Source organism: Marinobacter sp. EVN1 (genome assembly GCF_000475375.1).
GTDB classification, from domain to species: domain Bacteria; phylum Pseudomonadota; class Gammaproteobacteria; order Pseudomonadales; family Oleiphilaceae; genus Marinobacter; species Marinobacter nauticus.
Map to the genome: position 1 here is coordinate 24095 of NZ_AXCB01000008.1, position 25813 is coordinate 49907.

20 protein-coding genes and 1 tRNA gene are annotated in these 25813 nt (G+C 58.4%); 18 read left to right on the top strand and 3 right to left on the bottom strand.

Features of this window, described 5'->3' with window-relative positions; genetic code table 11:
* Window position 1: 1 nt before the first annotated feature.
* The 9 genes from Q674_RS41270 (at window position 2) to pgi (ending at window position 10589) form a co-directional block, all read left to right on the top strand.
* The gene (locus tag Q674_RS41270) at window positions 2–178 is read left to right on the top strand and encodes a hypothetical protein (RefSeq protein WP_011784202.1); all 177 of its coding nucleotides are present in this window, start codon (window positions 2–4) and stop codon (window positions 176–178) included.
* Window positions 168–3131 (top strand): ATP-binding protein, encoded by a 2964-nt coding sequence (locus Q674_RS24120; protein WP_023008003.1) that lies wholly within the window; start codon window positions 168–170, stop codon window positions 3129–3131. Before Q674_RS41270 ends, Q674_RS24120 begins: the two co-directional genes overlap by 11 nt.
* A gap of 7 nt (window positions 3132–3138) precedes the next feature.
* The gene (locus Q674_RS24125) at window positions 3139–4533 is read left to right on the top strand and encodes a sigma-54-dependent transcriptional regulator (protein ID WP_014420452.1); all 1395 of its coding nucleotides are present in this window, start codon (window positions 3139–3141) and stop codon (window positions 4531–4533) included.
* Between the two features lie 327 nt (window positions 4534–4860).
* The gene (locus tag Q674_RS41275) at window positions 4861–5148 is read left to right on the top strand and encodes a hypothetical protein (protein WP_141068050.1); all 288 of its coding nucleotides are present in this window, start codon (window positions 4861–4863) and stop codon (window positions 5146–5148) included.
* Between the two features lie 93 nt (window positions 5149–5241).
* A complete protein-coding gene (pcnB, locus tag Q674_RS24130; RefSeq protein ID WP_014420451.1) occupies window positions 5242–6609 on the top strand; it encodes a polynucleotide adenylyltransferase PcnB in 1368 nt (455 codons plus the stop codon).
* A complete protein-coding gene (gene folK, locus Q674_RS24135; protein WP_023008004.1) occupies window positions 6606–7103 on the top strand; it encodes a 2-amino-4-hydroxy-6-hydroxymethyldihydropteridine diphosphokinase in 498 nt (165 codons plus the stop codon). Before pcnB ends, folK (Q674_RS24135) begins: the two co-directional genes overlap by 4 nt.
* Before the next feature lie 137 nt (window positions 7104–7240).
* Window positions 7241–8035 carry a 3-methyl-2-oxobutanoate hydroxymethyltransferase gene (gene panB / locus Q674_RS24140; RefSeq protein WP_011784197.1) on the top strand — a complete coding sequence of 265 codons (795 nt, stop codon included), beginning with the start codon at window positions 7241–7243 and terminating at the stop codon, window positions 8033–8035.
* Complete coding sequence (gene panC, locus Q674_RS24145; RefSeq protein WP_011784196.1) at window positions 8032–8880, top strand: pantoate--beta-alanine ligase; 849 nt, start codon at window positions 8032–8034, stop codon at window positions 8878–8880. The genes panB and panC overlap by 4 nt, the downstream gene beginning before the upstream one ends.
* A 47-nt stretch (window positions 8881–8927) precedes the next feature.
* Window positions 8928–10589: a glucose-6-phosphate isomerase gene (gene pgi, locus Q674_RS24150; protein ID WP_023008005.1), complete on the top strand. Its 1662-nt coding sequence runs from the start codon at window positions 8928–8930 to the stop codon at window positions 10587–10589.
* On the opposite strand, the gene folK (Q674_RS24155) is transcribed toward pgi, so the two are convergent.
* Window positions 10563–11087, bottom strand: a complete 525-nt coding sequence (gene folK / locus Q674_RS24155; protein WP_023008006.1) for a 2-amino-4-hydroxy-6-hydroxymethyldihydropteridine diphosphokinase — start codon at window positions 11085–11087, stop codon at window positions 10563–10565. The genes pgi and folK (Q674_RS24155) overlap by 27 nt on opposite strands.
* Complete coding sequence (gene folB, locus Q674_RS24160; protein ID WP_023008007.1) at window positions 11084–11455, bottom strand: dihydroneopterin aldolase; 372 nt, start codon at window positions 11453–11455, stop codon at window positions 11084–11086. Before folB ends, folK (Q674_RS24155) begins: the two co-directional genes overlap by 4 nt.
* Before the next feature lie 141 nt (window positions 11456–11596).
* On the opposite strand from folB, the gene plsY reads away from it, so the two are divergent.
* On the top strand, window positions 11597–12190 hold the full coding sequence (gene plsY, locus Q674_RS24165) for a glycerol-3-phosphate 1-O-acyltransferase PlsY (RefSeq protein WP_022991893.1): 594 nt from the start codon (window positions 11597–11599) through the stop codon (window positions 12188–12190).
* A gap of 12 nt (window positions 12191–12202) precedes the next feature.
* Here the strand turns inward: plsY and tsaD are convergent, their stop codons facing one another.
* Window positions 12203–13258 carry a tRNA (adenosine(37)-N6)-threonylcarbamoyltransferase complex transferase subunit TsaD gene (gene tsaD, locus Q674_RS24170; RefSeq protein WP_023008008.1) on the bottom strand — a complete coding sequence of 352 codons (1056 nt, stop codon included), beginning with the start codon at window positions 13256–13258 and terminating at the stop codon, window positions 12203–12205.
* A gap of 233 nt (window positions 13259–13491) precedes the next feature.
* On the opposite strand from tsaD, the gene rpsU reads away from it, so the two are divergent.
* The 8 genes from rpsU to Q674_RS24210 all read left to right on the top strand — a co-directional run bounded on the left by rpsU (window position 13492) and on the right by Q674_RS24210 (window position 25788).
* A complete protein-coding gene (gene rpsU, locus Q674_RS24175) occupies window positions 13492–13707 on the top strand; it encodes a 30S ribosomal protein S21 (RefSeq protein ID WP_007153483.1) in 216 nt (71 codons plus the stop codon).
* A gap of 154 nt (window positions 13708–13861) precedes the next feature.
* Window positions 13862–15613: a DNA primase gene (gene dnaG / locus Q674_RS24180; RefSeq protein ID WP_023008009.1), complete on the top strand. Its 1752-nt coding sequence runs from the start codon at window positions 13862–13864 to the stop codon at window positions 15611–15613.
* Between the two features lie 118 nt (window positions 15614–15731).
* Complete coding sequence (gene rpoD, locus Q674_RS24185) at window positions 15732–17588, top strand: RNA polymerase sigma factor RpoD (RefSeq protein ID WP_011784189.1); 1857 nt, start codon at window positions 15732–15734, stop codon at window positions 17586–17588.
* A gap of 60 nt (window positions 17589–17648) precedes the next feature.
* A tRNA-Ile gene (locus Q674_RS24190) sits at window positions 17649–17725 on the top strand.
* Window positions 17726–17935: 210 nt separating this feature from the next.
* Window positions 17936–18490 (top strand): PEP-CTERM sorting domain-containing protein, encoded by a 555-nt coding sequence (locus Q674_RS24195; RefSeq protein WP_022991880.1) that lies wholly within the window; start codon window positions 17936–17938, stop codon window positions 18488–18490.
* Between the two features lie 298 nt (window positions 18491–18788).
* Window positions 18789–20126 (top strand): alkane uptake protein AupA, encoded by a 1338-nt coding sequence (aupA, locus tag Q674_RS24200; RefSeq protein ID WP_023008010.1) that lies wholly within the window; start codon window positions 18789–18791, stop codon window positions 20124–20126.
* Between the two features lie 11 nt (window positions 20127–20137).
* On the top strand, window positions 20138–23329 hold the full coding sequence (gene aupB, locus Q674_RS24205) for an alkane uptake protein AupB (protein WP_023008011.1): 3192 nt from the start codon (window positions 20138–20140) through the stop codon (window positions 23327–23329).
* Window positions 23330–23493: 164 nt separating this feature from the next.
* Window positions 23494–25788: a molybdopterin-dependent oxidoreductase gene (locus tag Q674_RS24210; RefSeq protein WP_023008012.1), complete on the top strand. Its 2295-nt coding sequence runs from the start codon at window positions 23494–23496 to the stop codon at window positions 25786–25788.
* Window positions 25789–25813 lie beyond the last annotated feature (25 nt).

Here is a 25813-nt window from a genome sequence, read left to right on the forward strand (position 1 = left end):
GATGTATATCTACCGCCTGGTATTTCTGCTGGTACTGGCTATCTACATTTTTTCGCCCAATATCCTGGATTGGTGGACATCGCCGGAGAATGCCTGGTACAGCCCCTTCGTGATCTGGGGTGGGCTGATTGCTATCGGTTTCTGGCTGGAATGGCGGCGGGATCCCAATGAGTTTTAGCGCCACCGGCCTGCTCCTGGCCAGCCTGTTTTATCTGATCGTTCTGTTCGGCATTGCCTGGGGCACCGAACGGGGCACGTTATTGCGCCGCTGGGTTCGCCACCCACTGATCTATACCCTTAGCCTTGGGGTTTATGCCGGCATCTGGGCCGTCTACGGCGCCATTGGTATGGCGGCGGACTCCGGCTACGGCTTCCTGGCCTATTACCTGGGCATCAGCGGCGCCTTCCTGCTGGCACCGGTTTTGCTCAACCCGATTCTCCGCATAGGCCGCGCCTACCAACTGACGTCGCTGGCCGATCTTTTCGCCTATCGTTACCGCAGCCAGTGGGCGGGCACCCTGGTCACCCTGTGTTCGGCTGCAGCCATTCTGGCCTTGCTGAGCATGCAGATTCAGGCAGTCTCGGTTTCCGCCAGCCTGCTCGCCCCGGATGCGCCGCCGAAAGTTATCAGCGTCATGTTTAGCCTGATCGTGGTGCTGTTCACCATGCTGTTTGGTGCCCGTCGCCATCAGGCCTCCGGCAACCATCAGGGGCTGGTACTGGCCATCGCCTTCGACTCCCTGGTGAAAGTGGTTGCCCTCCTGGTTTTAGGCGGCGTTATCCTGTTCTCGGTTTTCGGTGGTACCAATGGGCTTGAGGCCTGGTTGGCGGAAACTTCACATCCGGAAGCCACCATGACCATGGCAATTAATGACGGAAGCTGGCGGGCACTGCTGCTGATGTCGTTCGCCGCGGCCCTGGTGCTCCCCCACATGTACCACATGACTTTCAGTGAGAACCCGTCCCCCCGTGCCCTCGCGAAGGCCAGCTGGGGATTGCCACTGTACCTGCTGCTGGTCGGCCTGCCGGTGCCGCTGATTGTCTGGGGTGGCCAGGCGCTGTCGGTTGACGCTCCGCCGGCCTTTTTCAGTATCGGCGTAGCCCAGGCCCTGGAGAGCCCCGTCCTGACCATGGCCATGTACATTGCCGGGCTTTCCGCCGCCAGCGGACTGATGATCGTCAGTACCCTGGCCCTGTCCGGCATGGTGCTTAACCACGTTGTTCTGCCGCTCAAGACGCCCCGGGATCAAGGTGACATCTATCGCTGGCTGCAGTGGGTCAAACGCCTACTGATTGCCGTCATCCTGTTTCTGGCCCTGCTGTTCCATGAAACCATTGGCCAGCACCTGGACCTGTCTATTCTGGGCGCCATCTCGCTCTCCGGCACACTGCAGCTGCTGCCGGGCGCGCTTGGCGTTATCTACTGGCCGGAAGGCAACCGCCGTGGCCTGATTGCCGGCCTGTTTACCGGCCTGTTCATCTGGTTGATCACCTTGGTGTTGCCGTTCTCGGTGGCGGCAGACATCCTGTCCTGGCTTGAGTTGCCGGTTACGCCCGGCTACGACAACTGGCACCTGTTCACCTTCGTCAGCCTGACCGCCAACATCAGTGTGTTCGCGCTGGTCTCAATTCTCAGCCCGGCATCACCGGAGGAAACCAGTGCCGCTCAGGCGTGCTCGCTAGGCGCCCTGTCCCGGCCGCAGCGGCGGGAACTGCTGGCGGCATCCTCCAACGAATTCGTGCAGCAACTGGCCGAGCCACTGGGCATCCGGGTCGCCCGCCGGGAAGTGGAGCGGGCCCTGAACCAGCTCAAGCTCCCCAATGTCGAGTTCCGGCCTTACCAGTTGCGGCGGTTGCGGGATCAAGTGGAAATCAACCTGTCTGGCCTGTTGGGGCCTTCGGTCGCCCGGGACATCGTCAAGCGCCACCTGGGCTTCAAACCGCTCACCCATGGAGGTACCGGGCAGGATATTCGCTATGTGGAGCGAGCGCTGGGCGATTACCAGAATCAGCTCACCGGCCTGGCCGGCGAACTGGACAACCTTCGCCGCCACTACCGGCAGACCCTGCAGAACCTGCCCATCCCCGCCTGTTCAGTGGGTGAAGACGGCGAGATTCTGATGTGGAATCATGCCATGGAAAGCCTCACCAACATTTCCGCCGAGGAAGTGGTCGGGGCCAAGCTGCTGGCCCTGCCGGAGCACTGGCACGCCCTGCTGGACGATTTCAATCGAGGCGACGACCTGCACCGCTACAAGCACAGGCTGGATCTTCGCGGCAAGCCACATTGGCTGAACCTGCACAAGGCGACACTGAGCGGCCCGGATCACACCGAAGGCGGCTCGATCATCCTGGTGGAGGACCAGACCGAAACCCGCTTGCTGGAAGATGAATTGATGCACAGCGAACGACTGGCCTCCGTGGGGCGCCTCGCGGCCGGCGTCGCTCACGAAATCGGTAATCCCGTCACCGGCATCTCGTCTCTGGCCCAGAACCTGAAACTGGAAACCGATGATCCGTCCATTCTGGAAACTGCAGACCAGATCCAGCAGCAGACCCGACGCATTTCCACCATCCTGCAGTCGCTGATGAACTTCGCACGTACCGGCAACCACGCCCATGCCAACCGTTATGAGCCGGTCAGCCTGCACCGCTGCATTGATGAATCCATCAACCTGCTGTCACTCAGCGAAAAGGGGCTCGGCATCAGTTTTCTGAACGAGTGCCCCGCCAGCCTGCAGGTGCTGGGAGATGAACAACGGCTGGTACAGGTATTCATCAACCTGCTGGCCAATGCCCGGGACGCTTCCCCGGACGGCGGCACCATCCGGGTTGCTGGAAAGGCCGACGGCTACTCCGCTATCATCGAGGTCATTGACGAAGGCTCCGGCATACCGGCAGACCAGCTGGATCATATTTTCGAACCGTTTTACACCACCAAGGCCCCCAACAAAGGAACCGGACTTGGCCTGTCACTGGTGTACAGCATCATTGAAGAGCACTATGGCAACATTCAGGTGGAAAGCCCGGCCAATCCGGAAACCGGCCTGGGCACCTGCGTGAGACTCCGCCTGCCTGCCTACGAGCCTGATACCGACAGCGGTTACAGCAGCCCGAACGAAAGGTCGTGAACACCCTATGCCCCGTATTCTGATTGTTGAAGACGAAGACATTATCCGCTCGGCGGTTCGCAAACTTCTCCAGCACGCCGGCTATGAGGTGGCAGATGCTGTCTCGGTGGAAGAAGCCGAGGGCCTCGACCCGGACAGCTTCGACCTGGTCATCACCGATCTGCGCCTGCCAGGCGCCGCCGGTACGGAAATGATCAACCGCGCCCCCAACACGCCGGTACTGATCATGACCAGTTATGCCAGTTTGCGGTCCGCGGTTGACTCCATGAAGATGGGCGCCGTGGACTACATTGCCAAACCCTTCGACCATGACGAAATGCTCGCGGCTGTAGAGAATATTCTGGCACGCAAGTCTTCGGCTTCCGATGAAACAACCGGTTCTGGTGATGCCGCCAGCACGAGCGGGCCCGACTCGGACCCATCCGAGATCATGTTTGGCCAGTGTGAGCCCATGCAGAAGGTGTTCACCCTGATTCGCAAAGTCGCCCCCACCGAGACCACAGTGCTTATCCAGGGCGAATCCGGTACCGGTAAGGAACTGGCGGCACGGGCTCTGCACCTGCTCAGCCCGCGAGCCCGCAAACCGCTCATCTCCGTAAACTGCGCTGCCATTCCCGAAAGCCTGATCGAATCGGAACTGTTTGGCCACGAGAAAGGCGCTTTTACCGGCGCCGTCTCGGCCCGCACCGGGCTGATTGAAGCGGCAGACGGCGGCAGTCTGTTCCTGGATGAAATCGGCGAACTACCTGCCGAAGCCCAGGCCCGATTGCTGCGGGTGTTGCAGGAAAGCGAGATTCGCAAAGTGGGCTCCACCCAGAGCCGGACCGTGGACGTGCGGATGATCGCCGCCACCCACCGAAACCTGAAAGCCATGACCAGAACCGGCGAGTTCCGGGAAGACCTTTACTACCGGCTGAACGTGATGCAGATCCGCATCCCCCCCCTGCGGGAACGTCGTGCCGACATTCTGGGCCTGGCCCGCCGGTTCCTGAAACGCCAGGCCAGCAAGCTTGGCCGTCCGGAGCTGTCTCTGAGCCCGGAGGCCATGCAGGCCCTGGAACGCTACCGCTGGCCCGGTAACGTCCGGGAACTGGAAAACGCCATCGAACGGGCCTCAATCCTGACCGATGGCGATGTCATTACCCCGGCGGTACTGGACCTGGACAGCGACTCCGCCGACGAATACATCCCGGAAACACTGGTTGAGGGCAATAATGAACAAACCCCTGCAAGGGATGTCGATTCGTCCAACGATCTGTCGCTGGAGGATTACTTCCAACACTTTGTGCTTGAAAATCAGGACCGGATGAGCGAGACCGAGCTGGCACAGAAGCTGGGCATCAGCCGGAAGTCACTTTGGGAGCGTCGGCAACGCCTGGGCATTCCCCGCAAAAAAGCCTGACCCAAAGAATGAACCTAGAATCAGTTGTTACCACCTGTTCCTCTCGGTAACACTTCCTGTCCAGATCATGAGACCCAAGTAACACTTTCAGGAGATACGGGGTAACACTTACACACCTCATTTTCACAACCCCTTGTTTAACAAGACTTTTCAAAAACTGGCACGACCACTGCACTCTAATAAGCGCACAACAACAAAAACAAAAGTGACAACGCAGCGCCAAAACAAAAACAAATAGCTGCACGAGCGCCCGGCAACAAAAACAAGAACAGGGTGCAAGCGAACTGAGTGTTTTGGGTACTATGCTTTTTAGGGGTCCCACGACACGTGCGAGTTGTAGATGTAGAGAAGAATCGTCTTCCAGGCGACACTGCAGATACTCCCATAACCCGCACCGTGTTCCTGGCCGCTCTATGTATTCAAAGCTTTCCGTTTGCATTGCTTAAGGTCCTTATCTTGGGGACAACACAGTGGGGTAAAAGAATCAAAAAGAATCCCGGCAACAACAAAAACAATGCAGATCGTCAACGCTTTCAGGGCGGATTCGTGAAAACGGATCCGCCTTTTGATTTTCCGGACTGCCAAAAACAGCCTTCCCTCAACAGGCCTCCATGACCACTTTATTCACTGGCATTTCCGTCAAACATGTGCAATTCCTGCGCAAACCGTTAAAATCCCCGTTTTTGCGCTTCGCAAACACGGAATTCCATGCCTAAACGACTTGTTGAAAAACTACGCTCCTTCATTCCCGGCAACGGGAAGAAGAAAGCCCGCCACTACCAGCGGCAGGAGATCCCGCGGGATCAGCACAATGTCTCCCGCTCCATGATCAGTGAACCGGCCAAGAAAGTACTGCACCGTCTGAACAAGTCCGGCTACGAGGCCTATCTGGTGGGCGGTGGCGTTCGCGACATTCTCCTTGGCGGACAACCCAAAGACTTCGACATAGCCACCAACGCAACACCCGAAGAAGTTCACGACCTGTTCCGGAACTCCCGCCTGATTGGTCGCCGCTTTCGCATTGTGCACGTGGTGTTTGGGCGGGAAATCATCGAAGTAACCACCTTTCGTGGTAATGCCCGGGATACCGATGACGACCTGGCCGACGACGAGCACAAGACCAGTGAACATGGTCTGTTACTGCGGGATAATGTCTATGGCAATCAGGAAGAAGACGCACTGCGGCGCGACTTCACCATCAATGCGTTGTATTACTGCATCCGGGATTTCTCCATTATCGACTTTGCCAACGGCGTGCAGGATCTGAAAAACCGTCAGATCCGCCTGATTGGCGACCCGGAAACCCGCTATCGGGAAGATCCCGTGAGAATGCTGCGCGCCATTCGTTTTGCGGCCAAACTCGATTTTGAGATTGAACCGGAAACAGAGGCCCCCATTCGGGAGCTGGCCCCGCTCTTGGCGCACATCCCTCCGGCCCGGCTGTTCGATGAAGTCCTCAAACTGTTCTCCGCCGGCCACGGCGAGGCAACCTATCGCCTGCTTCAGGATTATGGGCTGCTGGCCCCACTGTTCCCGGAGACCGCCCGGGCACTGGATGCCGGCGAACCCGATGAACTGATACTGCAAGCCCTTCGCAACACCGATGCCCGGATTGCCCAGGGCAAATCAGTGACCCCGTATTTCCTGTTTGCGGCCATGCTCTGGCCGGCTCTGCAGGTGGAATGGCGCAGGCGCCAGGACAATGGCGATCCGGTTCAGCCCGCGCTGCACGGCGCCATCGGCAAGGTAATCGGGCGCCAGGTGCAGGCAACCGCAATACCTAAACGTTTCTCGGGCCCCATGAAAGAAATCTGGGAACTGCAGATGCGGCTACCCCGTCGCCAGGGCAAACGTGCGTTCGGTACCATGACCCATCCGCGCTTCCGGGCGGCCTACGATTTTCTGCTGGTGCGGGAAGCCGCGGGCGAAATTGAGCCGGGCCTCGGGCAATGGTGGACGGAATTCCAGCAGGCGGATGAGCGTGCGCAGGAAAAAATGCTTTCCGAGCTGGGCTCCGGTGGTCCGAAAAAGCGCCGTCGCAAGCGCAAACCTGCAAGAAAACCGCCCCAGCCATGACAGTCGATGCCTATATTGGGCTGGGCAGCAATCTGGAACAGCCTGCAGCCCAACTGGCAAGAGCCGTGTCGGAACTTGCGGGCTTACCCAAATCCACACTGGTCGCGCAATCTCCGTTCTATGCCAGCCGCCCCGTCGGCCCGCAGGATCAACCAGATTTCGTTAACGGTGCCGTTCATCTGCGTACCGATCTTTCTGCCCACGAACTGCTGGATTGCCTGCAAGCTATTGAACAGGCCCACGGCCGTGAGCGGCTGAGGCACTGGGGACCACGCACCCTGGATCTGGATCTGCTGCTGTTTGGTCAGACAACCCTCAACGACGCGCGCCTGACCGTTCCCCACGCGGAACTGGCCAACCGTGATTTCGTCCTGCACCCCCTGCTGGACCTGGCCCCGGAACTGGCACTGCCGGACGGCACCACCGTTGCGGAACTGCGCCGAGATTGCCCGGACAACCAGCTGCGCAAGCTGCCAGCCCAGGCGCACCCCTGACCAGGTTCCTTATGGCATCCAGGTGAGGAAGACCATGCTACTCTTGTGTCTGATATACCCGGGATTTACATTAACGCTCTGAGCACCGGTCGACCCCGGTCCAAAACTGGCCCATCCACCCAAAAGGCAAGGATTCTATGGCAGTTACCATCAATACCCTGCGGGAATACAAGCAAAAAGGCGAAGCCTTCTCTGCACTGACCTCCTATGATGCAACCTTTGCTCAGGTTGTCAGCGAGGCTGGCGTTGATGTCATCCTGATTGGCGACTCTCTTGGTATGGTGCTGCAAGGCCACGACAGTACGCTCCCGGTCACCATGGATCAGATGGTGTATCACACCAGCTGTGTCGCCCGCGGTAACAAAGGCGCCCTGATCATGGCCGATATGCCGTTCATGTCCTACGGTACCGTTGCCGATGCACTGGACAATGCTGCGGAGCTGATGCGCGCCGGCGCCCACATGGTCAAGCTGGAAGGCACCGACTGGATGAAGGACACCATCGAAGCCCTGAGTGAACGTGGTGTGCCTGTTTGTGCCCACCTGGGCCTGACGCCACAGTTCGTCAACAAGTTCGGCGGCTACAAGGTACAGGGACGTGATGAGAAGGCCGCCGAGGCCATGATTGAGCATGCTTGCGAACTGGAAGCCGCCGGCGCCGATCTCATCCTTCTGGAGTGTGTACCGGCCCCGCTCGCCGCTCGTATCACCCAGGCCGTGAAGGCGCCGGTCATCGGCATCGGAGCAGGCTCGGATACCGATGGCCAGGTACTGGTACTGCACGACATGCTGGGCGTCACCACCGGCCGCAAACCCCGTTTCGTGAAGAACTTCCTCGCCGAGACCGACTCCATCCCGGAAGCCATTGCGGCTTATGCCCAAGCCGTCAAAGCACGCACTTTCCCAGCCGAGGAGCATACGTTCAAGGCATGAGAACCGTACACTCACTCAAAGAACTGCGCACGATTCTGCGGGGCTATCGCCAGCAGGGTAAGACCATCGGTCTGGTACCCACCATGGGCAACCTGCACGAGGGCCATATCTCGCTGGTGCGCAAGGCGGCCGAGGCCTCCGATATCGTCGTCACCAGTATTTTCGTGAACCCGATGCAGTTCGGCGCCAATGAAGACCTGGACACCTACCCGCGAACCCTGGTTGAAGACCAGGAAAAGCTGGCGGCAGCGGGCAATACTCTGGTCTTTGCCCCGGGCGTTGAAGAGATCTACCCGGAAGGGCTCGCCAATCAGACCAAGGTGGTGGTTCCCGAAGTCAGCGAGGGCCACTGTGGCGCCAGCCGGCCGGGCCACTTTGAAGGCGTGGCCACCGTGGTTACCATGTTGTTCAACATGGTTCAGCCCGACATTGCCGTGTTTGGCGAAAAGGATTTTCAGCAGTTGGCGGTGATACGCAAACTTGCCCGGGATCTGATGATTCCGGTGGAAGTGATTGGCGCGCCGACGGTGCGGGAAGACGATGGCCTGGCGAAAAGCTCCCGTAACGGCTATCTGTCCGAGCAGGAGCGGGGCATCGCTCCGGTGGTGTTCCGGACACTCCGTCATACCGCTGACCAGTTGGCACAGGGACGCACCGACTACAGCATCCTCGAGCAGGAGGCACGCGATGCACTGTCTGAGGCAGGGCTCAGGCCGGACTATTTCAACATCGTCAACAGCCTGACCCTGAAGCCCGCCAGCAAGGATGACCGCGAGCTCACACTACTGGTCGCAGCGTTCCTGGGTACCACCCGTTTGATTGATAACCTCTCGATCACGCGCTGAAACCTTACTATGGAGCCTCACCCCCAGACAACGGAAGGGACCCCCTGATGCCTGAGAAACACCCTGCGCTCACCAGCCGAGCAGAATGGCAAGCTCTCAACGACGCCAAAGCCCGGCTCGAACATCTACCCATGCGGGAGCTGTTTCAGCAGGATCCGGGCCGTGCCCAGCGTTACCTGGTAGAGGGTGCCGGCCTGTCGCTGGATTTCTCCCGCAACCGGCTGACGGACGAAGTGCTGGAGGCTCTGCTCAACCTGGCCCGGGCCTGTGGTCTGGAGGAACGTCGCACGGCCTTGTTCCGGGGCGGTCTGGTGAACCTCACGGAACAACGCCCCGCCCTGCACACCGCCCTTCGTGAGGGTGAACAGGGCGAGGTTCGGGTTAACGGCGACAACATCATTCCCGAAATCCATCGCACACTGGGGAAGATGAAAGCGCTGGTTGAAAGCATTCACAGTGGTGAACGCACCGGCCACACCGGCGCCCGGTTTACCGACGTTGTCAGTATTGGCATCGGAGGTTCGTTTCTCGGGCCGAAGCTGGCCGTCGAGGCGCTACGCCCTTACTGGCAGGGCTCCATCAACTGTCACTTTGTCGCGAACATCGATGGCACCGACATTACCGAAACCCTGGCATGCCTGAATCCGGACACCACGCTGTTTCTGGTGCAGTCAAAATCCTTCCGCACCCAGGAAACGCTGGAGAACAGCCTGCTCGCCCGACAATGGTTTCTCGATAATGGTGGCAACGCAGCCTCGGTCTCCCAGCATTTCATGGCAGTCACGGCCAACGTCGAAGAAGCGGCCCGGTTCGGCATCGAACCGGCCAACACCTTTCCCATGTGGGACTGGGTAGGTGGCCGCTACTCCCTTTGGTCTGCCATCGGCCTGCCAATTGCGTTAACGCTTGGCATGGCATCATTCCGGGAGCTACTCGCCGGCGCCCATGCCATGGACACCCATTTCAGAGAAGCGCCCGACCGGGAAAACCTGCCGGTCATCATGGCCATGCTCAGCGTGTGGTACAACAACTTCTGGGGCGCCGAGAGCCATGCTGTTCTACCCTATGACGAATATCTGAAATACCTGCCGGAGCACCTCCAGCAGCTGGATATGGAAAGTAACGGAAAGCGCGTAACCCAGAATGGCACCAGCGTGGATTACCACACCGGGCCTGTGCTCTGGGGCGGCGTAGGAGCTAACGGCCAGCACGCCTATCACCAACTGATTCATCAAGGTACCCGGCTGATTCCTGCCGACTTCATCATTCCCCTGACGTCCCACAATCCAGTGGCCAGCCACCACGCCACCCTGTTTGCCAACTGCCTGTCTCAGGCACGAGCCATGATGGCTGGAAAGACCGAAGCAGAGGCCGAGCAGGAACTGCTGGCCGGCGGTCTTGATGGTGATGCCGCCCGTCAGCTGGCCCCACACAAGGCCATTCCCGGCAACCGGCCCTGCAACATCCTGCTGATGGAACGACTGACGCCGAACACCCTGGGGGCGCTGATTGCACTTTATGAGCACCGCACCTTCGTGCAGAGTGTGATCTGGGATATTGATTGTTTTGATCAATGGGGCGTGGAGCTGGGCAAACAGATTGGCAGTGAAATCCTGCCGAAACTGCGTGGCGAGAGTGAAGATGGCAGCGCTGGAGACAGCGCCACCGACAACCTGATCCGGTTATTCCGCGCCCGCTCCGGAACTTGAGATCTGCCGCCCCTGCCAGGTGAAGTCGACGGGCCAGAGCTTCTGATCCTTCTGGTAAGACTGCCAGAGGCTGCGATAGCTCTCTCCGCACACAGGGTGCAACTCGTCCGGAGCAATATCGGCCAGCGGCCTCAGGACAAATGCATTTTTTAGGATTTCAGCCCGGGGCAGTTCAACCCCGTCAAGGGTGCCGGTCGCATCGCCCCAGGTGAGAATATCCAGATCCAGAGTCCTTGGACTGAACTTGGGCGCCGAAGCTTTGCGGCCGTTGTCTGCCTCGAGTTTTTTGAAGCACCGGGAAAGCTCTCCTACCGACATATCGGTATCCACACCCACCACCAGATTCAGAAAATCCGAGCCATCGAAGCCTACCGATTCGCTCTCGTAAACCGGAGAAATGGCCAGGTCTCCAAACCAACCGGCCAGCGCATCCAGCGCCGCGCTGACGTGACGATAGCGTTCAATATTGCTGCCGATACTGATGTATACCCGCTTCATGCCCGCTCACCCCGCTCAATTCTCACGCCCACCGAGCGTGCGGCCGGCACAGCACCGGGTTTGCTCAACGTCAGCCTCAGCCAACGCACGCCGAATTCGTTCTGCAACAAACGGGCTACCTCCTCTGCGGCCCGCTCCAACAACTCGGGCTGCAGCGTTTGCAGGCACTGACTGACCCGCTCACTGACGGCTGCGTAATCGAGTGCGTCGGCAACATCGTCACTGGCGCCGGGCACCGAGTTATCCCACGCCAGCTCCAGATCCACCAGTAGCCGCTGTGTGACTTCGCGTTCCCAATCGTACACCCCGATCACGGTTTCCACCGCCAGTCCTTCGATCAGGACTGTGTCCCATTTGCCATTTGCCAAACCGGTCTCCCGAGCCTTCCACTGATGGCTGATTGAATATTACACAGGCAGACGATACTGTGACGGACAACCAGCCTGCCTTGATGCGGGCGGCATTTTCTCACAGAACACAGGGCCCAGTCTCTGTACAGCGGTTACGCCATGGACGTCTTTAGCCAACCCGTTGCGATTGTCTTGCTTTGCGCCAGCGCTTATCTGGCGGGTTCCGTGCTGTTCGCGATACCAGTGTGCCGCCTCTGGAAACTGCCAGATCCTCGCGCCCTGGGTTCCGGCAACCCCGGAGCCACCAATGTGTACCGGGCAGGTGGCTGGCAACCTGCGCTGGCAACCCTGGCGCTGGATGCGTTCAAGGGCTGGCTGCCCGTCTGGCTCGGCCACAGTCTTGGTATGTCCATTCTGGTGCAGGCCATGATTGCCCTGTGCGCGGTGACCGGACACATGATCCCGGCTTTCTATCGGTTCAAAGGCGGCAAGGGTGTTGCCACGGCTCTCGGGGCAGGGTTGGCGCTGGCACCGCTCACCACCGCCATCATGGCAGGCTTGTGGCTGGGCGTGATGTGGCGCTGGCGCATTTCAGCCGTGGCCTCTCTGGTGGCAATCACCAGCGGCCCGCTCATCAGCGCCCTGCTGGAACCGGAAACCCTGCCCCTGTTCGGACTGCTGACCCTGCTGATTGTGGTGCGTCACCGCAACAACCTGATTCGCCTGGCCCAGGGGCGGGAAACCGGGCTCTAGCGTCTGATCAGGCTAGTCCACGAGGCCGTTCTGACGCGGTTCCGCCACTGGCGGCAAAGTGTTCATAGGCCACCGGGGGACCGCCACAATCCGCTCGCCATCCTGCTGACCGGCCTTTAGCCGCTGCGCACCGGCATAGGCAATCATGGCACCGTTGTCGGTGCAGAACTCCGGACGAGCGTAGAAAACCGAACCACGCAGCTTTTCTGCCATGGTCTCCAGTGCCGCCCGCAATCGCTTGTTGGCGCTGACTCCGCCGGCAATGACCAACCGCTTACACCCGGTTTGCTCCAGGGCTCTGCGACATTTGATGACCAGGGTATCAACTACTGCAGCTTCGAACGCCAGAGCAATGTCTGCTTTTACCTGCTCATCCAGCGTGCCTTTATCTTTTGCGTCGTTCACGGTGTTCAGGGTGTAGGTTTTCAGCCCGCTGAAGGAAAAATCCAGGCCGGGACGATCGGTCATCGGGCGGGGAAAACGGTACTGCCCCTCTCGACCCTTTTCCGCAAGGGCAGCTACCCGGGGGCCACCCGGATAATCCAGCCCCAGCATTTTCGCAGTTTTATCGAACGCCTCGCCGGCGGCATCATCCACCGATTCACCCAGCATCTGGTACTCACCAATGCCATCCACCCGCACTAACTGGGTATGGCCACCGGACACCAGCAGCGCGACAAACGGGAACGCCGGCGGATTGTCCTCCAGCATGGGCGCCAGCAGGTGACCTTCCATATGATGCACGCCCAACACCGGAATCCCCAGTGCAAACCCCAAGGCATGCGCCACCGAGCCGCCCACCATCAGGGCACCCACTAACCCCGGCCCGGCGGTATAGGCGATACCTTCGATATCGGAACGGGCTTTACCGGCTTGAGCCAGTACCTCATCGCATAAAGGAAGCAGCTTGCGGACATGATCCCGGGAGGCCAGCTCAGGCACCACGCCGCCATAATCGGCGTGCATACCGATTTGACTGTAAAGGGCATGGGCCAGCAGTCCCCGCTGAGCGTCAAACAGGGCTACACCGGTCTCATCGCAGGAGGTTTCAATACCAAGAATCAGCATAATGGGCACTACATCCAAGGGGTGTCGGGTACGTGGGCGGCATTTTAGCAGAAACCCGAAAGCTTCCGGCAGTTTCGTTGAACAGTGATTGACCTTGGCCAGCCCAGCGGCTATCATTGCCGCCCTAAATTAGCACTGGTCGAGTTTTAGCCAATCTGACCAGGGATCGAGCCCGTACGGCACTGGCCGACGGAACAAATTGAAACCGAATCTATCAGGTAGGTGATTTTCGAATGCCAGCTGTTAAAGTGAAAGAGAATGAGCCGTTTGACGTAGCACTGCGTCGCTTCAAGCGTTCCTGCGAGAAGGCCGGTGTACTGTCTGAAGTACGTCGTCGTGAGCACTACGAGAAGCCGACCGCTGTTCGTAAGCGTAAAGCAGCTGCTGCCGTTAAGCGTCATCTCAAGAAGCTTCAGCGGGAACAGCGCAAGTTCGAGCGTCTGTACTGAGTTCAGGCGCGCATCGACTGCACAACTGATTGCCGGAACGGCGTTTCGCCCCACCCGGCAAGCTGAAAATGCCGCCGAGGCCTGGCTTCGGCGGCATTTTTGGCTATGGCGAAAATGCCTTCGCACCCGGCACCCCGGCTGAAGTGGAGCCACCATGAGCGGATTGATCCCTCAACGCTTTGTTGAAGACCTGCTGGATCGCATTGATCTGGCGGAGCTGATCGGTTCGCGCATCACGCTGAAAAAAGCCGGAGCCAACTACAAGGCCTGCTGCCCGTTTCACGACGAGAAGACGCCATCATTTAACGTTCGACCGGACAAAGGCTTCTATCACTGCTTTGGCTGTGGAGCCCATGGCGATGCCATCAGCTTTGTTCGCGAATTTGAGGGCCTGGGTTTTACCGAAGCGGTAGAAGAACTGGCCAAGCGTGCCGGGCTGGAAGTGCCGTACGACCGAGCTGCCAAACAGGAAATGCAACAGGCGCGGACACTGACCGATGCCCTGGAGTTTGCCAACCGGTTCTATCACTCAGCACTGACCAGTCAGCAAGGCGGTTATGCCCGGGACTACCTGAAGCAGCGGGGACTGGATGAAAACATTATCCAGCAGTATCAGATTGGTTTTGCACCGGGCACCGGCACGGCACTTTACGACGCCGCCCCGAAGGATCTAAAAGCACCACTGATTGAGACCCGCACGGTGTCGGACCAGTACGGCCGCCCCAGGGATCTGTTCCGCAACCGGGTTATGTTTCCCATCCGGAACACCCGAGGCAAAACCATCGCCTTCGGCGGGCGCACGCTGGGTGACGACAAGGCCAAGTACATTAACTCGCCGGAATCGGACGTTTTCCACAAGAGCCGGGAAATCTACGGCCTGTTCGAGGCCCGGCAAGCCATTCGACAACTGGACAAGTTGCTGGTGGTCGAAGGCTATATGGATGTGATTGCGCTGGCCCAGCACGGCATCCATTACGCGGTGGCGACTCTGGGGACGGCCACCAACCAGGACAGCCTGACCGCACTGCTTCGGCACGTTCGGCATATCGTGTTCTGTTTTGACGGCGACCAGGCAGGTTTTCGGGCAGCGGACAGGGCCATGGAGAATGCCCTGGAACTGATGGCAGACGGGCTGCACCTGCAGTTCCTCATGCTGCCAGAAGGCGAAGACCCGGACACACTGGTGCGCAAAGAAGGGCCGGACGCATTTCAGAAGCGTATTGAGGGCGCCACACCCTTCTCACGCTATCTGTTTGATCGCCAGAGCGAGGGCCTTGATCTGCAGTTGCCCGAACACCGAGGCGAACTTCGGGCACGGGTTGAGCCCTTGCTGAACAAGATGCCCCGCAGCACGTTGCGGGACGCCATGTGGCACGAAATGCTCCGCCTTTGCGGCGGCCGCAACCAGTGGCAGAACCGCCAGCAGGGCCAGAATTACAAGGCACGGGGCTGGCGCGGTGAAGGCCAGAGCCGGCCCACGGAAGAGCGGATTGACGTAAAACTCAGCAAAGACAGCACCTTGTGCCTGGCCTTGCTGGAAGCACCGGAACTGGCAACCGAAGTGAAAGCTCTGGCAGACAGCACCCGGCAGCTTGAACGCGCGGGGCGTTTTGCCCGCTGGTTACTGGACGAAAAAATTCAGACCCGCAAGACACTGGTCGCGGGGCTGGCCACGAACAAACAGGCCAGGGACAGGTTTTACAACCTGTTTGACGAACTGGAGCACATACCGGCCCGGGAAAGCACACTGGCGGCTGCCAGAGAGCTGTTAAGCCCGAATGAAGAGGCCGCGCGTCAGCAGAGGCTGGCAACACTGCTCCGGAACCTGGCACAGCTTTCCCCGGAAGAACGGGAGGAGCTGCGAACGCTCAGCGCCGGTACGTTAAATCCGAAGGCTGAAAGCTGAGCACTTGAAACCTGTTGCCCTGATCACCATCTAACCATTCGGTGGCAGCGCAACCGAGCGACAGCTATAATGGCTGTTTAACTTTTTTCCTTTTTAAAAGCGAGTTCACAGGGTGTCTATGTCAGGCAATTCGCAGAAATCACGTTTGAAAGACCTCATCGCACGAGGCAAGGAACAAGGTTACCTGACTTACGCCGAGGTAAACGATCACCTCCCGGAAGATATCGCAGATCCGGATCAGGTTGAAGACATTATCCGGATGATCAACGACATGGGTATCCAGGTGTGCGAAGAGACACCAGACGCGGATACCCTGCTGATGACCGAAGGTGACTCCACTGCCGACGAAGCTGCTGCCGCCGAAGCCGCTGCTGCTCTTGCCGCCGTTGAGACCGACGCTGGCCGCACCACCGATCCGGTGCGCATGTACATGCGCGAGATGGGCACCGTTGAGCTGCTGACCCGCGAAGGCGAAATTGTCATCGCCAAGCGCATCGAGGAAGGCATTCGCGATGTCATGGCCGCTGTAGCACATTTCCCGGGCACCGCCGGCACCGTGATTCAGGCCTACGACCGCATCATCGAGAATGAAGGTCGCATCAGCGACATCGTCACCGGCTTCCTCGACCCGGACGACGCCGAGCCGTTCATGGGTGAAGACACCAGCACCGAAGACACCTCTGCTGATGACAGCGATACCAGCAGCGATGACGACGATGACGACACCTCCAGCGAAGACGACAACGACAACGGGCCAGATCCGGAAGAAACCCGGCTGCGCTTCGAGCTGCTGAAAGAGAAGCTGGACGCTGCCGAGAAGGCCTTGGCCAAACACGGCCGTGGGCACAAGAAAACCCAGGAAGCCCTGAACGAACTGGGCCAGGTTTTCGCCCCGTTCAAGCTGGCCAACAAGGCGTTTGACGAACTGGTGAACGTCGTTCGTTCAACCAACGACCTGGTCCGCGAGAATGAGCGCGCCATCATGCAGATCTGTGTACGCGACTGCAAAATGCCGCGCAAAGACTTCATCAAATGGTTCCCGGGCAACGAAACTGATCTTGAGTGGGCCGGCGAAATTGCCGCCACCAAAAAGCCCTATGCGGCCGCTATCGGTGAGCGTGTAGATGAAATCGTTCGCCTGCAGAAGCGCATCCAGAACGTTCAGACCGAAGTGGATCTGGACGTGGCCGACATCAAGGAAATCAACCGCCGGGTGTCGATCGGCGAGGCGAAAGCCCGCCGCGCCAAAAAGGAAATGGTTGAGGCCAACCTGCGTCTGGTTATTTCCATCGCCAAGAAATACACCAACCGCGGCCTGCAGTTCCTGGATCTGATCCAGGAAGGCAACATTGGCCTGATGAAGGCGGTCGACAAGTTCGAGTACCGTCGTGGCTACAAGTTCTCCACCTACGCTACCTGGTGGATTCGCCAGGCCATCACCCGCTCCATCGCGGATCAGGCCCGCACGATCCGGATTCCGGTGCACATGATCGAGACGATCAACAAGCTCAACCGCATCTCCCGCCAGATGCTGCAGGAGATGGGCCGCGAGCCCACACCCGAGGAGTTGGGCGAGCGCATGGACATGCCGGAAGACAAGATCCGCAAGGTGCTGAAGATCGCCAAAGAGCCGATCTCCATGGAAACACCCATTGGTGACGACGAAGACAGTCATCTGGGCGATTTCATCGAAGATATCCAGGCTCTGTCGCCAGTGGATTCAGCCACGGCTGAAGGCCTGCGCGAAGCCACCCGCTCCGTGCTGGCCGGCCTGACCGCTCGGGAATCCAAAGTACTGCGCATGCGCTTTGGTATCGAGATGAACACCGACCACACTCTGGAAGAAGTCGGCAAGCAGTTCGATGTTACGCGGGAGCGTATCCGTCAGATCGAAGCCAAGGCCCTGCGCAAACTGCGCCACCCTTCCCGCTCCGATCACCTGCGCGGCTTCATTGACGACCAGGGCAACGGTTAATCCCCAAGACAGTAGCGGGCGCTACCCCTCGTGGGTATAATGGCGCCCGTTTTCTTTTCCGGGCCTATAGCTCAGTTGGTTAGAGCAGGGGACTCATAATCCCTTGGTCGCTGGTTCGAGTCCAGCTGGGCCCACCATCTCCCAAACTCCTCCCCCAACCCGCACCCAACTCACTCCTGTCCAACTTATTTACACATACGCCTCCAACCTTCTCTTAAGCACTGCCCAAGCCTCTGTTTTAACGTCAAATAATCCTATTGGCACACACTGTGCTGAAAGTCAGACGTAAGTACAGATCGCGGCTTCGCCGCACTGCGTTCAGGGCTTGCCCTGAGAGAAGGTGAAAAATGAAACAGATTACAAAGCAGATAACACACGTTATTGCGGCTCTGGCATTAACCTGGTCTGCTGGGGCTATGGCCCTGATCCTTGGCCCCGCAGACGCCGACAAAACTGTCGACGTAGGCCCCCCAAATCCAGCGCTTGACGCCGGTGACGTTGCAGCCCTTTTTGGAACGTCCGACCTCACTTTGCTTTACAAGTCCAACTACGAAGGCCCGGAAGAAGGCTCCTACCAATCCTTCTACTCCACCAGTTTCACCGGAGACCCTAACAACGCGGTGATCAGCTGGGATGGCCCGGACTACATTGTGTGCCCTGAGTGTTACCTGGTTGTCAAAGACGGCAACGAGCCACAATACCTGTTCAACATCGGCAGCTGGAATGGCCAGGACGTACTGGATCTTCAGGGCTTTTATCCGAACAGAGGCGCCATTTCTCATGTAGCGATCTTTGGCAAGTCCGTTCCTGTACAGGTTCCTGAGCCAGGAACACTGGGCCTGCTGGGACTTGGCATTCTGGGCATGCTCACAATCAGAAGAAAGTTACAAAAATCCGCCTGAGTGTCGACATTTTTTACATGCCACTAAAGCTCCCCTTGGGGAGCTTTTTTGTGCCCGTTCACAAAACCGCAAACATTAAGTAACAGAAATACACAGAAGCCCACCTTTTAAGCTCATGAGTTTTCGGCCGTTTTAGACAATTCTTGAGGTACGTGGTTCTACCGACACTCTGTCGTGTCAAAAATGCCAACGTCCCGATCAGACAAGCCTCATACACTAAAACCTGAACAAGCGTACCAGTCCTGAAAGGAATCCCTCGGGACTGAGCACAAAAACAATGAGTGAACGGAGTGTATACATGGTTCTTTCCCCCCGATTCTCAGTACGGGCGGTATCCCTTGCCGTTGCAGCAGTTTCCGCCTCCCTGTCCATGCCCACCAGTGCCAGTATGGGCAACCTGGGCACCAGTTATGGTGTAATGCCGGTCGATGTGGCCACCGCCCAGTCCCTTTCGATGTTCAATGAGCAGGTTTCTGCCACCTACTACAATCCGGCAGCGCTGACGAAAGATCCTCGTGGCGAACTTACGGCGGGTATCCTTCATTCCGAACAGGAGCTGCGTTCCGACAATCCCAACGCCAGCGGTGACATTGTCTCGGACTCTCCGAGCCAACACGTTTTGATCGGCATGAAGACCAACCTTGGGTCACTCACCCGGTTCGGGCACCCCATCTATCTCGGGTTTATTGCGGGCGTGGAAAAGTACGGTAAGGAGATGCTGGCTTTCAGCTCTGAAACCAGCGAGAGCGGACAGTTCCTTCAATACGGGAAAGAACCTTTGTTCCTTAACATCGGTGGTGCAACCCCGATCTGGCGCGGTATTTCCGCCGGTGCTTCGGTTCGGGTAACGCTCGAAGCGACCGCTAATCTTGATGCCGTCTCGACGCTGGGCGGCGAAACCAGCCGTGAGCGCCTTGCGGTCAATGCCGAGCCTTCTCTGAAGACCATTCTGGGCACGAACATCGATCTGGGCAGCACATTTTGTCCTGAATCTGACTGTTTCCTGAACGGATGGGAAACGGCGCTGACCTACCGGACGAAGTCCTCGGCCTCAACCACGGTCGACTCCAACATCATCGTGACCCAGACCATCCCGGATCCCGGGCTCAGCCTGGCTGTGACGACCATCGACTCATTCCAGCCTGAAACAATCGCCATCGGTACCCAATACTCGGGTGACGGCTGGCGCATTGGCGGCAGTATCGAACAACAGAACTGGTCGGAACTGGAAGACGAATTCAGCGGCGACTCCATCAAGGATCAGGGTTCCGTGGCCTCCGGAAACCGCATCGGTTTCGACGACATCCTGATTCCTCGCCTCGGCGCCGAATATCAGTTGAACAAGAACTTCGCCCTTCGTGGCGGTGTTGCCTACGAAGAGTCTCCCCTTAAAACCACTCGTAATCCGGAGCTCAACTACCTGGATACCGACAAACTGGTGGTTGGCCTTGGTATCAGTGCCACTTACGACCGCACCCGCCTGCTCGCCTACCCGGTGCGCCTCGACCTGGGCTATCAGTACCAGCAACTGCAGGAGCGCGACTTCACCGTGGTGGACTACGACGGTGACGAAACCAGTGTCACTGCCGATGGTGATATCCACGTATTCAGCGGATCCATCACCCTGAAGTTCTGAGGAGGCTTGCCATGAAGTACAACAAGACCCTGGCACTGATTCCGGCCATTTTGCTGGCCGCCTGCGGTGGTGGCGACAAACAGTCCATTGACGAAAAACCCAGACCCGGTTCGATGGTCTATTCCTTCCCGATGGATGGGCAGGCTGATATCAGCCCGAAAGCGGATATCGTGCTGCGTTTCTCTCATGCGATTACTGATGATGAAGCGACCCTGCAGAACAAGATCACCCTGCAGAGTAACGACCAGCCCCAGCCATTTACCGTGACCTTGATCGATAATGGCAAAAGTCTGAAGCTTGAGCCTGCTAACCCGCTTGCGACCGGCGAAGAATTCACCGTAACCTTCCAGGAGCCGCTGGCCGCCGAGGGCGGCCGGCAAATCACTACTCCGAACGCTACTGGTGATGACGGCATCCAGTTCGCAACCCGTGGCGCCTATGCGGGTCTCGCGGGGCTGGCCAACACCGCAGACACTTTCGACATTGCCTGGCAAGTACCCGCCAGCGACAGCCCATTCCAGGCCATGAATTTTTCGACCTTCCGGTTTGCCATGACGCAACCGGTCCATCCTGAATGGCAATCACTCGGCGGCAGTATTCAGTTAAAGGACGCCAGCGGTGAAGAGGTTCCGGCGACGGTACTGGTTAAAGGCAACCGCATTACGGTTGACCCCTGCGTAACCCCCGAACTGTCGCAGTGCGGCAGCAAGCAGGATATTCTCGACACCGGTGAAACCTATACCCTGCATTTGACCAACCTCGCCAGCCTGACCGACAGCAGTGAGGACAACCGCTTCACCGGGGAATTCACCTTTACCCCGAGAGAGACCGGCCCAACGGTTGTGTTGCAACAAACCGCCGTAGATTCCGGCAACGGTGAGCTGAGCTCTGTGCTCAACGGCCAGGCCCTCAATGCGGTAACGCTCAACTCGGTACTCCAGGGCGAAGCCGGCCCCTCTCAACAAACCGGGGACCTGTTTGCCGAGCTCGCATACGCCCCGGCGTTTGATGCTGACGAAGCACTGCCGCTGCGCATTCCCAAGGGCAGTGTGCTGAAAAGCACCAGCCTGAACGTACTCGTGGGTGGCAAGGTACAGGTTCTGGATGCCGCGACCGGCGAAGACCAGCAAACCGGCACCATCAAAGTGACCATGCTCTCGGATGCATCCGGCTACATGAGCCCGAACCAGTACACCGATGACATCAATGCCCCGCGGCATATCACCCTGTTTATGGACGTATCCATGAACACGGAGGCAGCACAGCCGAATGCCGCGCTGTCCCAGGATCTGATGGGGGTTGAACTGCGCGGCATTGCTCTGGTTCGGGACGGCGTTCTGACCATCGACGCCATCGGCATGGTGGAACCAAACCTGCTGGGTCAGGAATTCACCGATTCCACCATTGCCTTCCATCTGCAGGCCGCAACCGATGCCGACTCGGTACTGGATGCCGAGAACCTGCGGGAACTGGATGCCACACCACCCAGCCTGGTGAGCTGGATGCCCGGCCCTGCGAATGCCGTTCCGGCAACCCGACAGTCCATGCAGCGCCCGGGTGACCCGATCATTCTGTTCTTTGATGAGCCGCTTGATCCGGCATCTGTCGAGAATGGTGTCGAACTCATTGAAAACGGTGCACCGGTAACTAACCTTCAGGCTCGGTTGGATGGAACAGCGCTTGTGCTTAATCCGCAGGGTGGCTTGAAGCATGGCGTACCGTATTCCGTGTCTGTCGACGGACTTACAGACCTGGCGGGCAACCGCGCGATGGTTTCTCCGTTAAGCTTTGAGCTCGATAGCATTGAAGAAAACGGTAGCCCGGGAAATAAAGGATTCCCCCTGGCGTTGACGACCTACCCTGGCTACCCATGTGAAACCGACTACGAAAACACCCTGGATCTGGAAAACGGCGTATTCGGGAAATGCTGGACCGCCGACGCCAACAACGCCGGTGACGTGTTACCCGTCAGCAAAATGCCGGCGGACCGGCCAATCACGGTCGTGTTTTCCAAGTCTCTCGATCTGGATTCAGTCATCGTCGGTGAGACCTTTACCGTTCAGGAAATTGCACAGGAAGCAAACGGTACCGTTACCGTCCTGAACCAACAGGTGGCAGGCCGATTAGAGAAAAACAACCAGCGCATCCGGTTCTACCCAGAGCAGCCGTGGCAGGTCGGTGCGCATTACCGCTACATTCTGGCCTCCTCAGAGCAGAGCGGCACTTGCACTCCTGGACAGTACACGTCGATTTGCGACGAGGACGGCATACCACTGAAAACGGATCTGCTGGAAGGCCTCAATGACGGTGACGGGAACAATGGCCCTGATAATCTTGAGATCGTATTTACCGGTTCAGAAGCGCGCTCCACAGTCTTCACACCGCTGCGGAATCTGCCGATTCGGGACACCAATTCGAATCTTGCGATTGACTGCGATGACCTCGGCAGCGAATCGTGTCTTGAGCCATTTAATCACCAGGGGAGCGATAGTGAAGGCTTTTTGCCCTCGGCAAACGCCGCAAAACTGCTCGTAACCCAGGACCATGCCGAGGATGCCCGGGTTGGTTGTGCGGTTGACGGTGCCGATTGCCCCCGCAAAAAATTCATCTATCAGACCTACGCTCTGAATACGGAGGTTATTGGACCTACCGTGGATCCCGACACCGGGCGAGACGCCGTCAAAGTGCTGCTTTACCCAACCCAACTGGCGACCACGTCTCTCGACGTTCACCTGTCGTTGCTGAGCACGGTTTCCAGCACCGGGCCCCAGGTATTAAGAATGCGCTACGCCAAGGACGATCCTGAATGTACGGGAGCATCCTGCGCCAGAAACAGCCTGATTCCGGGTTACATCACCGAGAATGATCAGGGTGAGACGATTTTCAAAACCAAAGCCGAGCTGTTTCTTGATGCCCCCGGGTTGAAGGCAACCGCGTCCATCCTCGGAATTCCCACAGACTTGCCACTGACTCACAACCTCTTTGGCTATCCTTTCACTCTGGAACTGGAAGGGCGTGTGGTGTTCTTTGATGACGGCCGGATGCAGATCGAACAACGGAACTTCAATGTCCCCCACATCGACGTAGAGGCTGTCGCCCTCGGAATCATCAATACGGAAATCCCATTGATCATCCCCGAGCAAGGCGTCTACCTGAATTTTATATCCAACCCGGTGAAGGAAATTCCGGCTCAGTACGAATAGAACACGGGTTACTCAGGTCTACCCTCCTCAGGCCAGTCTCCGGACTGGCCTTTTTTATGGGCCTTTTGGGGCCACAATCACAATCGGTTTTTCATTCCGGGTCGTTTTCCTGATAATCTGGTTGCAATATGAAACCAAACAACAAGAATTCCGGGAGAGCCTGCATGGAAAACGGCGTCCACTACCGCACCTGTCACCTCTGCGAAGCCATGTGTGGCGTTGCCATTGAGGTCAACAACGGCAAAATCACCAGTATCAAGGGCGACGATCAGGATCCTCTGAGCCTGGGCCACATCTGCCCCAAAGCCGTCGCACTTCAGGATCTGCATGAAGACCCGGAGCGCCTGAAGAAGCCGATACGCAAAACTGCCCAGGGCTGGGAAGAGCTATCCTGGGAGGACGCCTTTGACCTGGTTGCCGAGAAGCTTCATGGAATTCGGAAAACCTACGGCCGGAACAGTATCGGGGTCTACCTCGGCAACCCCAATGTTCACAATCACGGCGCGCTGATGACCACCATGCCGTTTTTGCGGGCCATCGGCACCCAGAATCGCTTCTCTGCCACGTCCAACGACCAGCTACCGCACATGTTGGCCAGCCTGGAGATGTTTGGTCACCAGATTCTGTTTCCGATTCCGGACATCGACCATACCGATCTGTTCATCTGTATTGGCGGCAACCCGATGGCCTCGAACGGCAGCCTGATGACCGTACCGGACATCCGGGGCCGCCTTAAAGCACTGCGGCAACGCGGTGGTCAACTCGTCGTTATCGACCCCCGACGCACCGAAACCGCCCGCCTGGCCGACAGATTCCATTTTATCCGACCCGGCACCGATGCCTTCCTGCTGATGGCCATGGTACACACTCTGTTCGAAGAGAACCTGGTGGACCCCGGCGCGGCCGAGCGGCTGGTGAAAGACGTGGATCTTCTGCGCCTGGCCGCCCTGTCGTTCTCACCGGAAGCGGTAACCAGACACACCGGCATTGAGGCTGAGGCCATCCGACAGCTGGCACGACAGCTGGCCAAAACGCCACGGGCAGCCCTGTATACCCGAATGGGCACCAGCACCCAGGCGTTTGGCGGTACCACCACGTGGCTGGCTTACTGCCTGAATATCCTGACCGGCAAGCTGGATATACCCGGTGGCGTACTGTTTACCCAACCGGCGGTGGATCTGGTGGCGCTTGGCGCCATGTCCGGTCAGCGCGGGCATTTCGGTAAGCGCCACAGCCGGGTTCGCGGCCTACCGGAATTTGGGGGAGAGTACCCGGCCAGCACCATGGCCGATGAAATGCTTACACCTGGCGAAGGTCAGGTCCGTGCCTTTGTGACCGTCGCCGGCAACCCTGTGCTATCGAGCCCTAACGGCCAGCGACTGGAGTCGGCCCTGGAGGGGCTGGATTTCATGGTGTCCGTGGATTACTACCTGAACGAGACCACCCGCCATGCTGATGTCATTCTGCCGCCAACGGCGGCCCTGGAGCGCAGTCACTATGATCTGATCTTCAGTCAGTTTGCCGTACGCAACGTGGCCAAATACAGCGAAGCACTGTTTCCGCCGGCGGCCAACGCCCGCCACGACTGGCAGATTCTGCTGGAGTTGGCGCACCGACTGGAAAAACAGCGCAAAGGCGGGCGCCTGCCCCTACGCTCGGAAATGGGCTGGAGGGCGTTCAAAAAACTGGGACCAGATCCTATTCTGGATCTGCTCTTGCGAACAGGCCCCTATGGTGCCGACGCCGGCCCGGTGCGCCCATTCGCCCAAACCGCCATCGAACTGGTGATGGACATTCTTCCGGAGCGTAACCCTCTCAAAGGTCTGGCCCGGCTGAGTCCACTCAATCGACGTTGGGATGAATTACCTAAAGGCCTATCACTTTCTGCTCTGAAAGCCGCACCGCATGGCATCGACCTCGGCCCCCTGCAACCGGCGTTACCGGAGCGGCTGTTCACCCGCGATGGTCTGATTCAGATGGCACCTCGCCGCTATCTCGCGGATGTGGAGCGCATGCAGGCTACCCTTGAATCTGCCACCGCTGACGGCCTGCTGTTGATTGGCCGTCGCCATGTCCGCAGCAACAACTCGTGGATGCACAACAGCCAGCGCCTGGTCAAAGGCAAAGGCCGCTGCACCCTGCTTATCCACCCGGACGATGCCAGCAAACGAGCGTTGAACCCCGGAGATCATGCCGAGGTTTCGGTTCAGGGGCGAGACGTGGTGATCCCGGTGGAAATCACCGAGGACATTATGCCGGGTGTGGTGTCCATCCCCCACGGTTGGGGTCACCATCGATCAGGCACCGGCCAATCAGTGGCATCGTCCCACGCCGGGGTCAGCATCAACGATCTGTTGGATGATGCCCTGGTGGATCCGGTTTCGGGAACCTCGGTCTTGAACGGCCAGGCGGTTGATGTCAGAGTCTGGCAACCCGAACCTCAACAGAAACAGGCCTGATAGCGGCCTCTTGAACAAACAGGAG

Coding starts and splice junctions, on each gene's coding strand:
- Q674_RS41270 (WP_011784202.1), top strand. CDS start 2: ATGTATATCTACCGCCTGGTATTTCTGCTGGTACTGGCTATCTACATT.
- Q674_RS24120 (WP_023008003.1), top strand. CDS start 168: ATGAGTTTTAGCGCCACCGGCCTGCTCCTGGCCAGCCTGTTTTATCTG.
- Q674_RS24125 (WP_014420452.1), top strand. CDS start 3,139: ATGCCCCGTATTCTGATTGTTGAAGACGAAGACATTATCCGCTCGGCG.
- pcnB (WP_014420451.1), top strand. CDS start 5,242: ATGCCTAAACGACTTGTTGAAAAACTACGCTCCTTCATTCCCGGCAAC.
- folK (WP_023008004.1), top strand. CDS start 6,606: ATGACAGTCGATGCCTATATTGGGCTGGGCAGCAATCTGGAACAGCCT.
- panB (WP_011784197.1), top strand. CDS start 7,241: ATGGCAGTTACCATCAATACCCTGCGGGAATACAAGCAAAAAGGCGAA.
- panC (WP_011784196.1), top strand. CDS start 8,032: ATGAGAACCGTACACTCACTCAAAGAACTGCGCACGATTCTGCGGGGC.
- pgi (WP_023008005.1), top strand. CDS start 8,928: ATGCCTGAGAAACACCCTGCGCTCACCAGCCGAGCAGAATGGCAAGCT.
- folK (WP_023008006.1), bottom strand. CDS start 11,087: ATGAAGCGGGTATACATCAGTATCGGCAGCAATATTGAACGCTATCGT.
- plsY (WP_022991893.1), top strand. CDS start 11,597: ATGGACGTCTTTAGCCAACCCGTTGCGATTGTCTTGCTTTGCGCCAGC.
- tsaD (WP_023008008.1), bottom strand. CDS start 13,258: ATGCTGATTCTTGGTATTGAAACCTCCTGCGATGAGACCGGTGTAGCC.
- rpsU (WP_007153483.1), top strand. CDS start 13,492: ATGCCAGCTGTTAAAGTGAAAGAGAATGAGCCGTTTGACGTAGCACTG.
- dnaG (WP_023008009.1), top strand. CDS start 13,862: ATGAGCGGATTGATCCCTCAACGCTTTGTTGAAGACCTGCTGGATCGC.
- rpoD (WP_011784189.1), top strand. CDS start 15,732: ATGTCAGGCAATTCGCAGAAATCACGTTTGAAAGACCTCATCGCACGA.
- Q674_RS24195 (WP_022991880.1), top strand. CDS start 17,936: ATGAAACAGATTACAAAGCAGATAACACACGTTATTGCGGCTCTGGCA.
- aupA (WP_023008010.1), top strand. CDS start 18,789: ATGGTTCTTTCCCCCCGATTCTCAGTACGGGCGGTATCCCTTGCCGTT.
- aupB (WP_023008011.1), top strand. CDS start 20,138: ATGAAGTACAACAAGACCCTGGCACTGATTCCGGCCATTTTGCTGGCC.
- Q674_RS24210 (WP_023008012.1), top strand. CDS start 23,494: ATGGAAAACGGCGTCCACTACCGCACCTGTCACCTCTGCGAAGCCATG.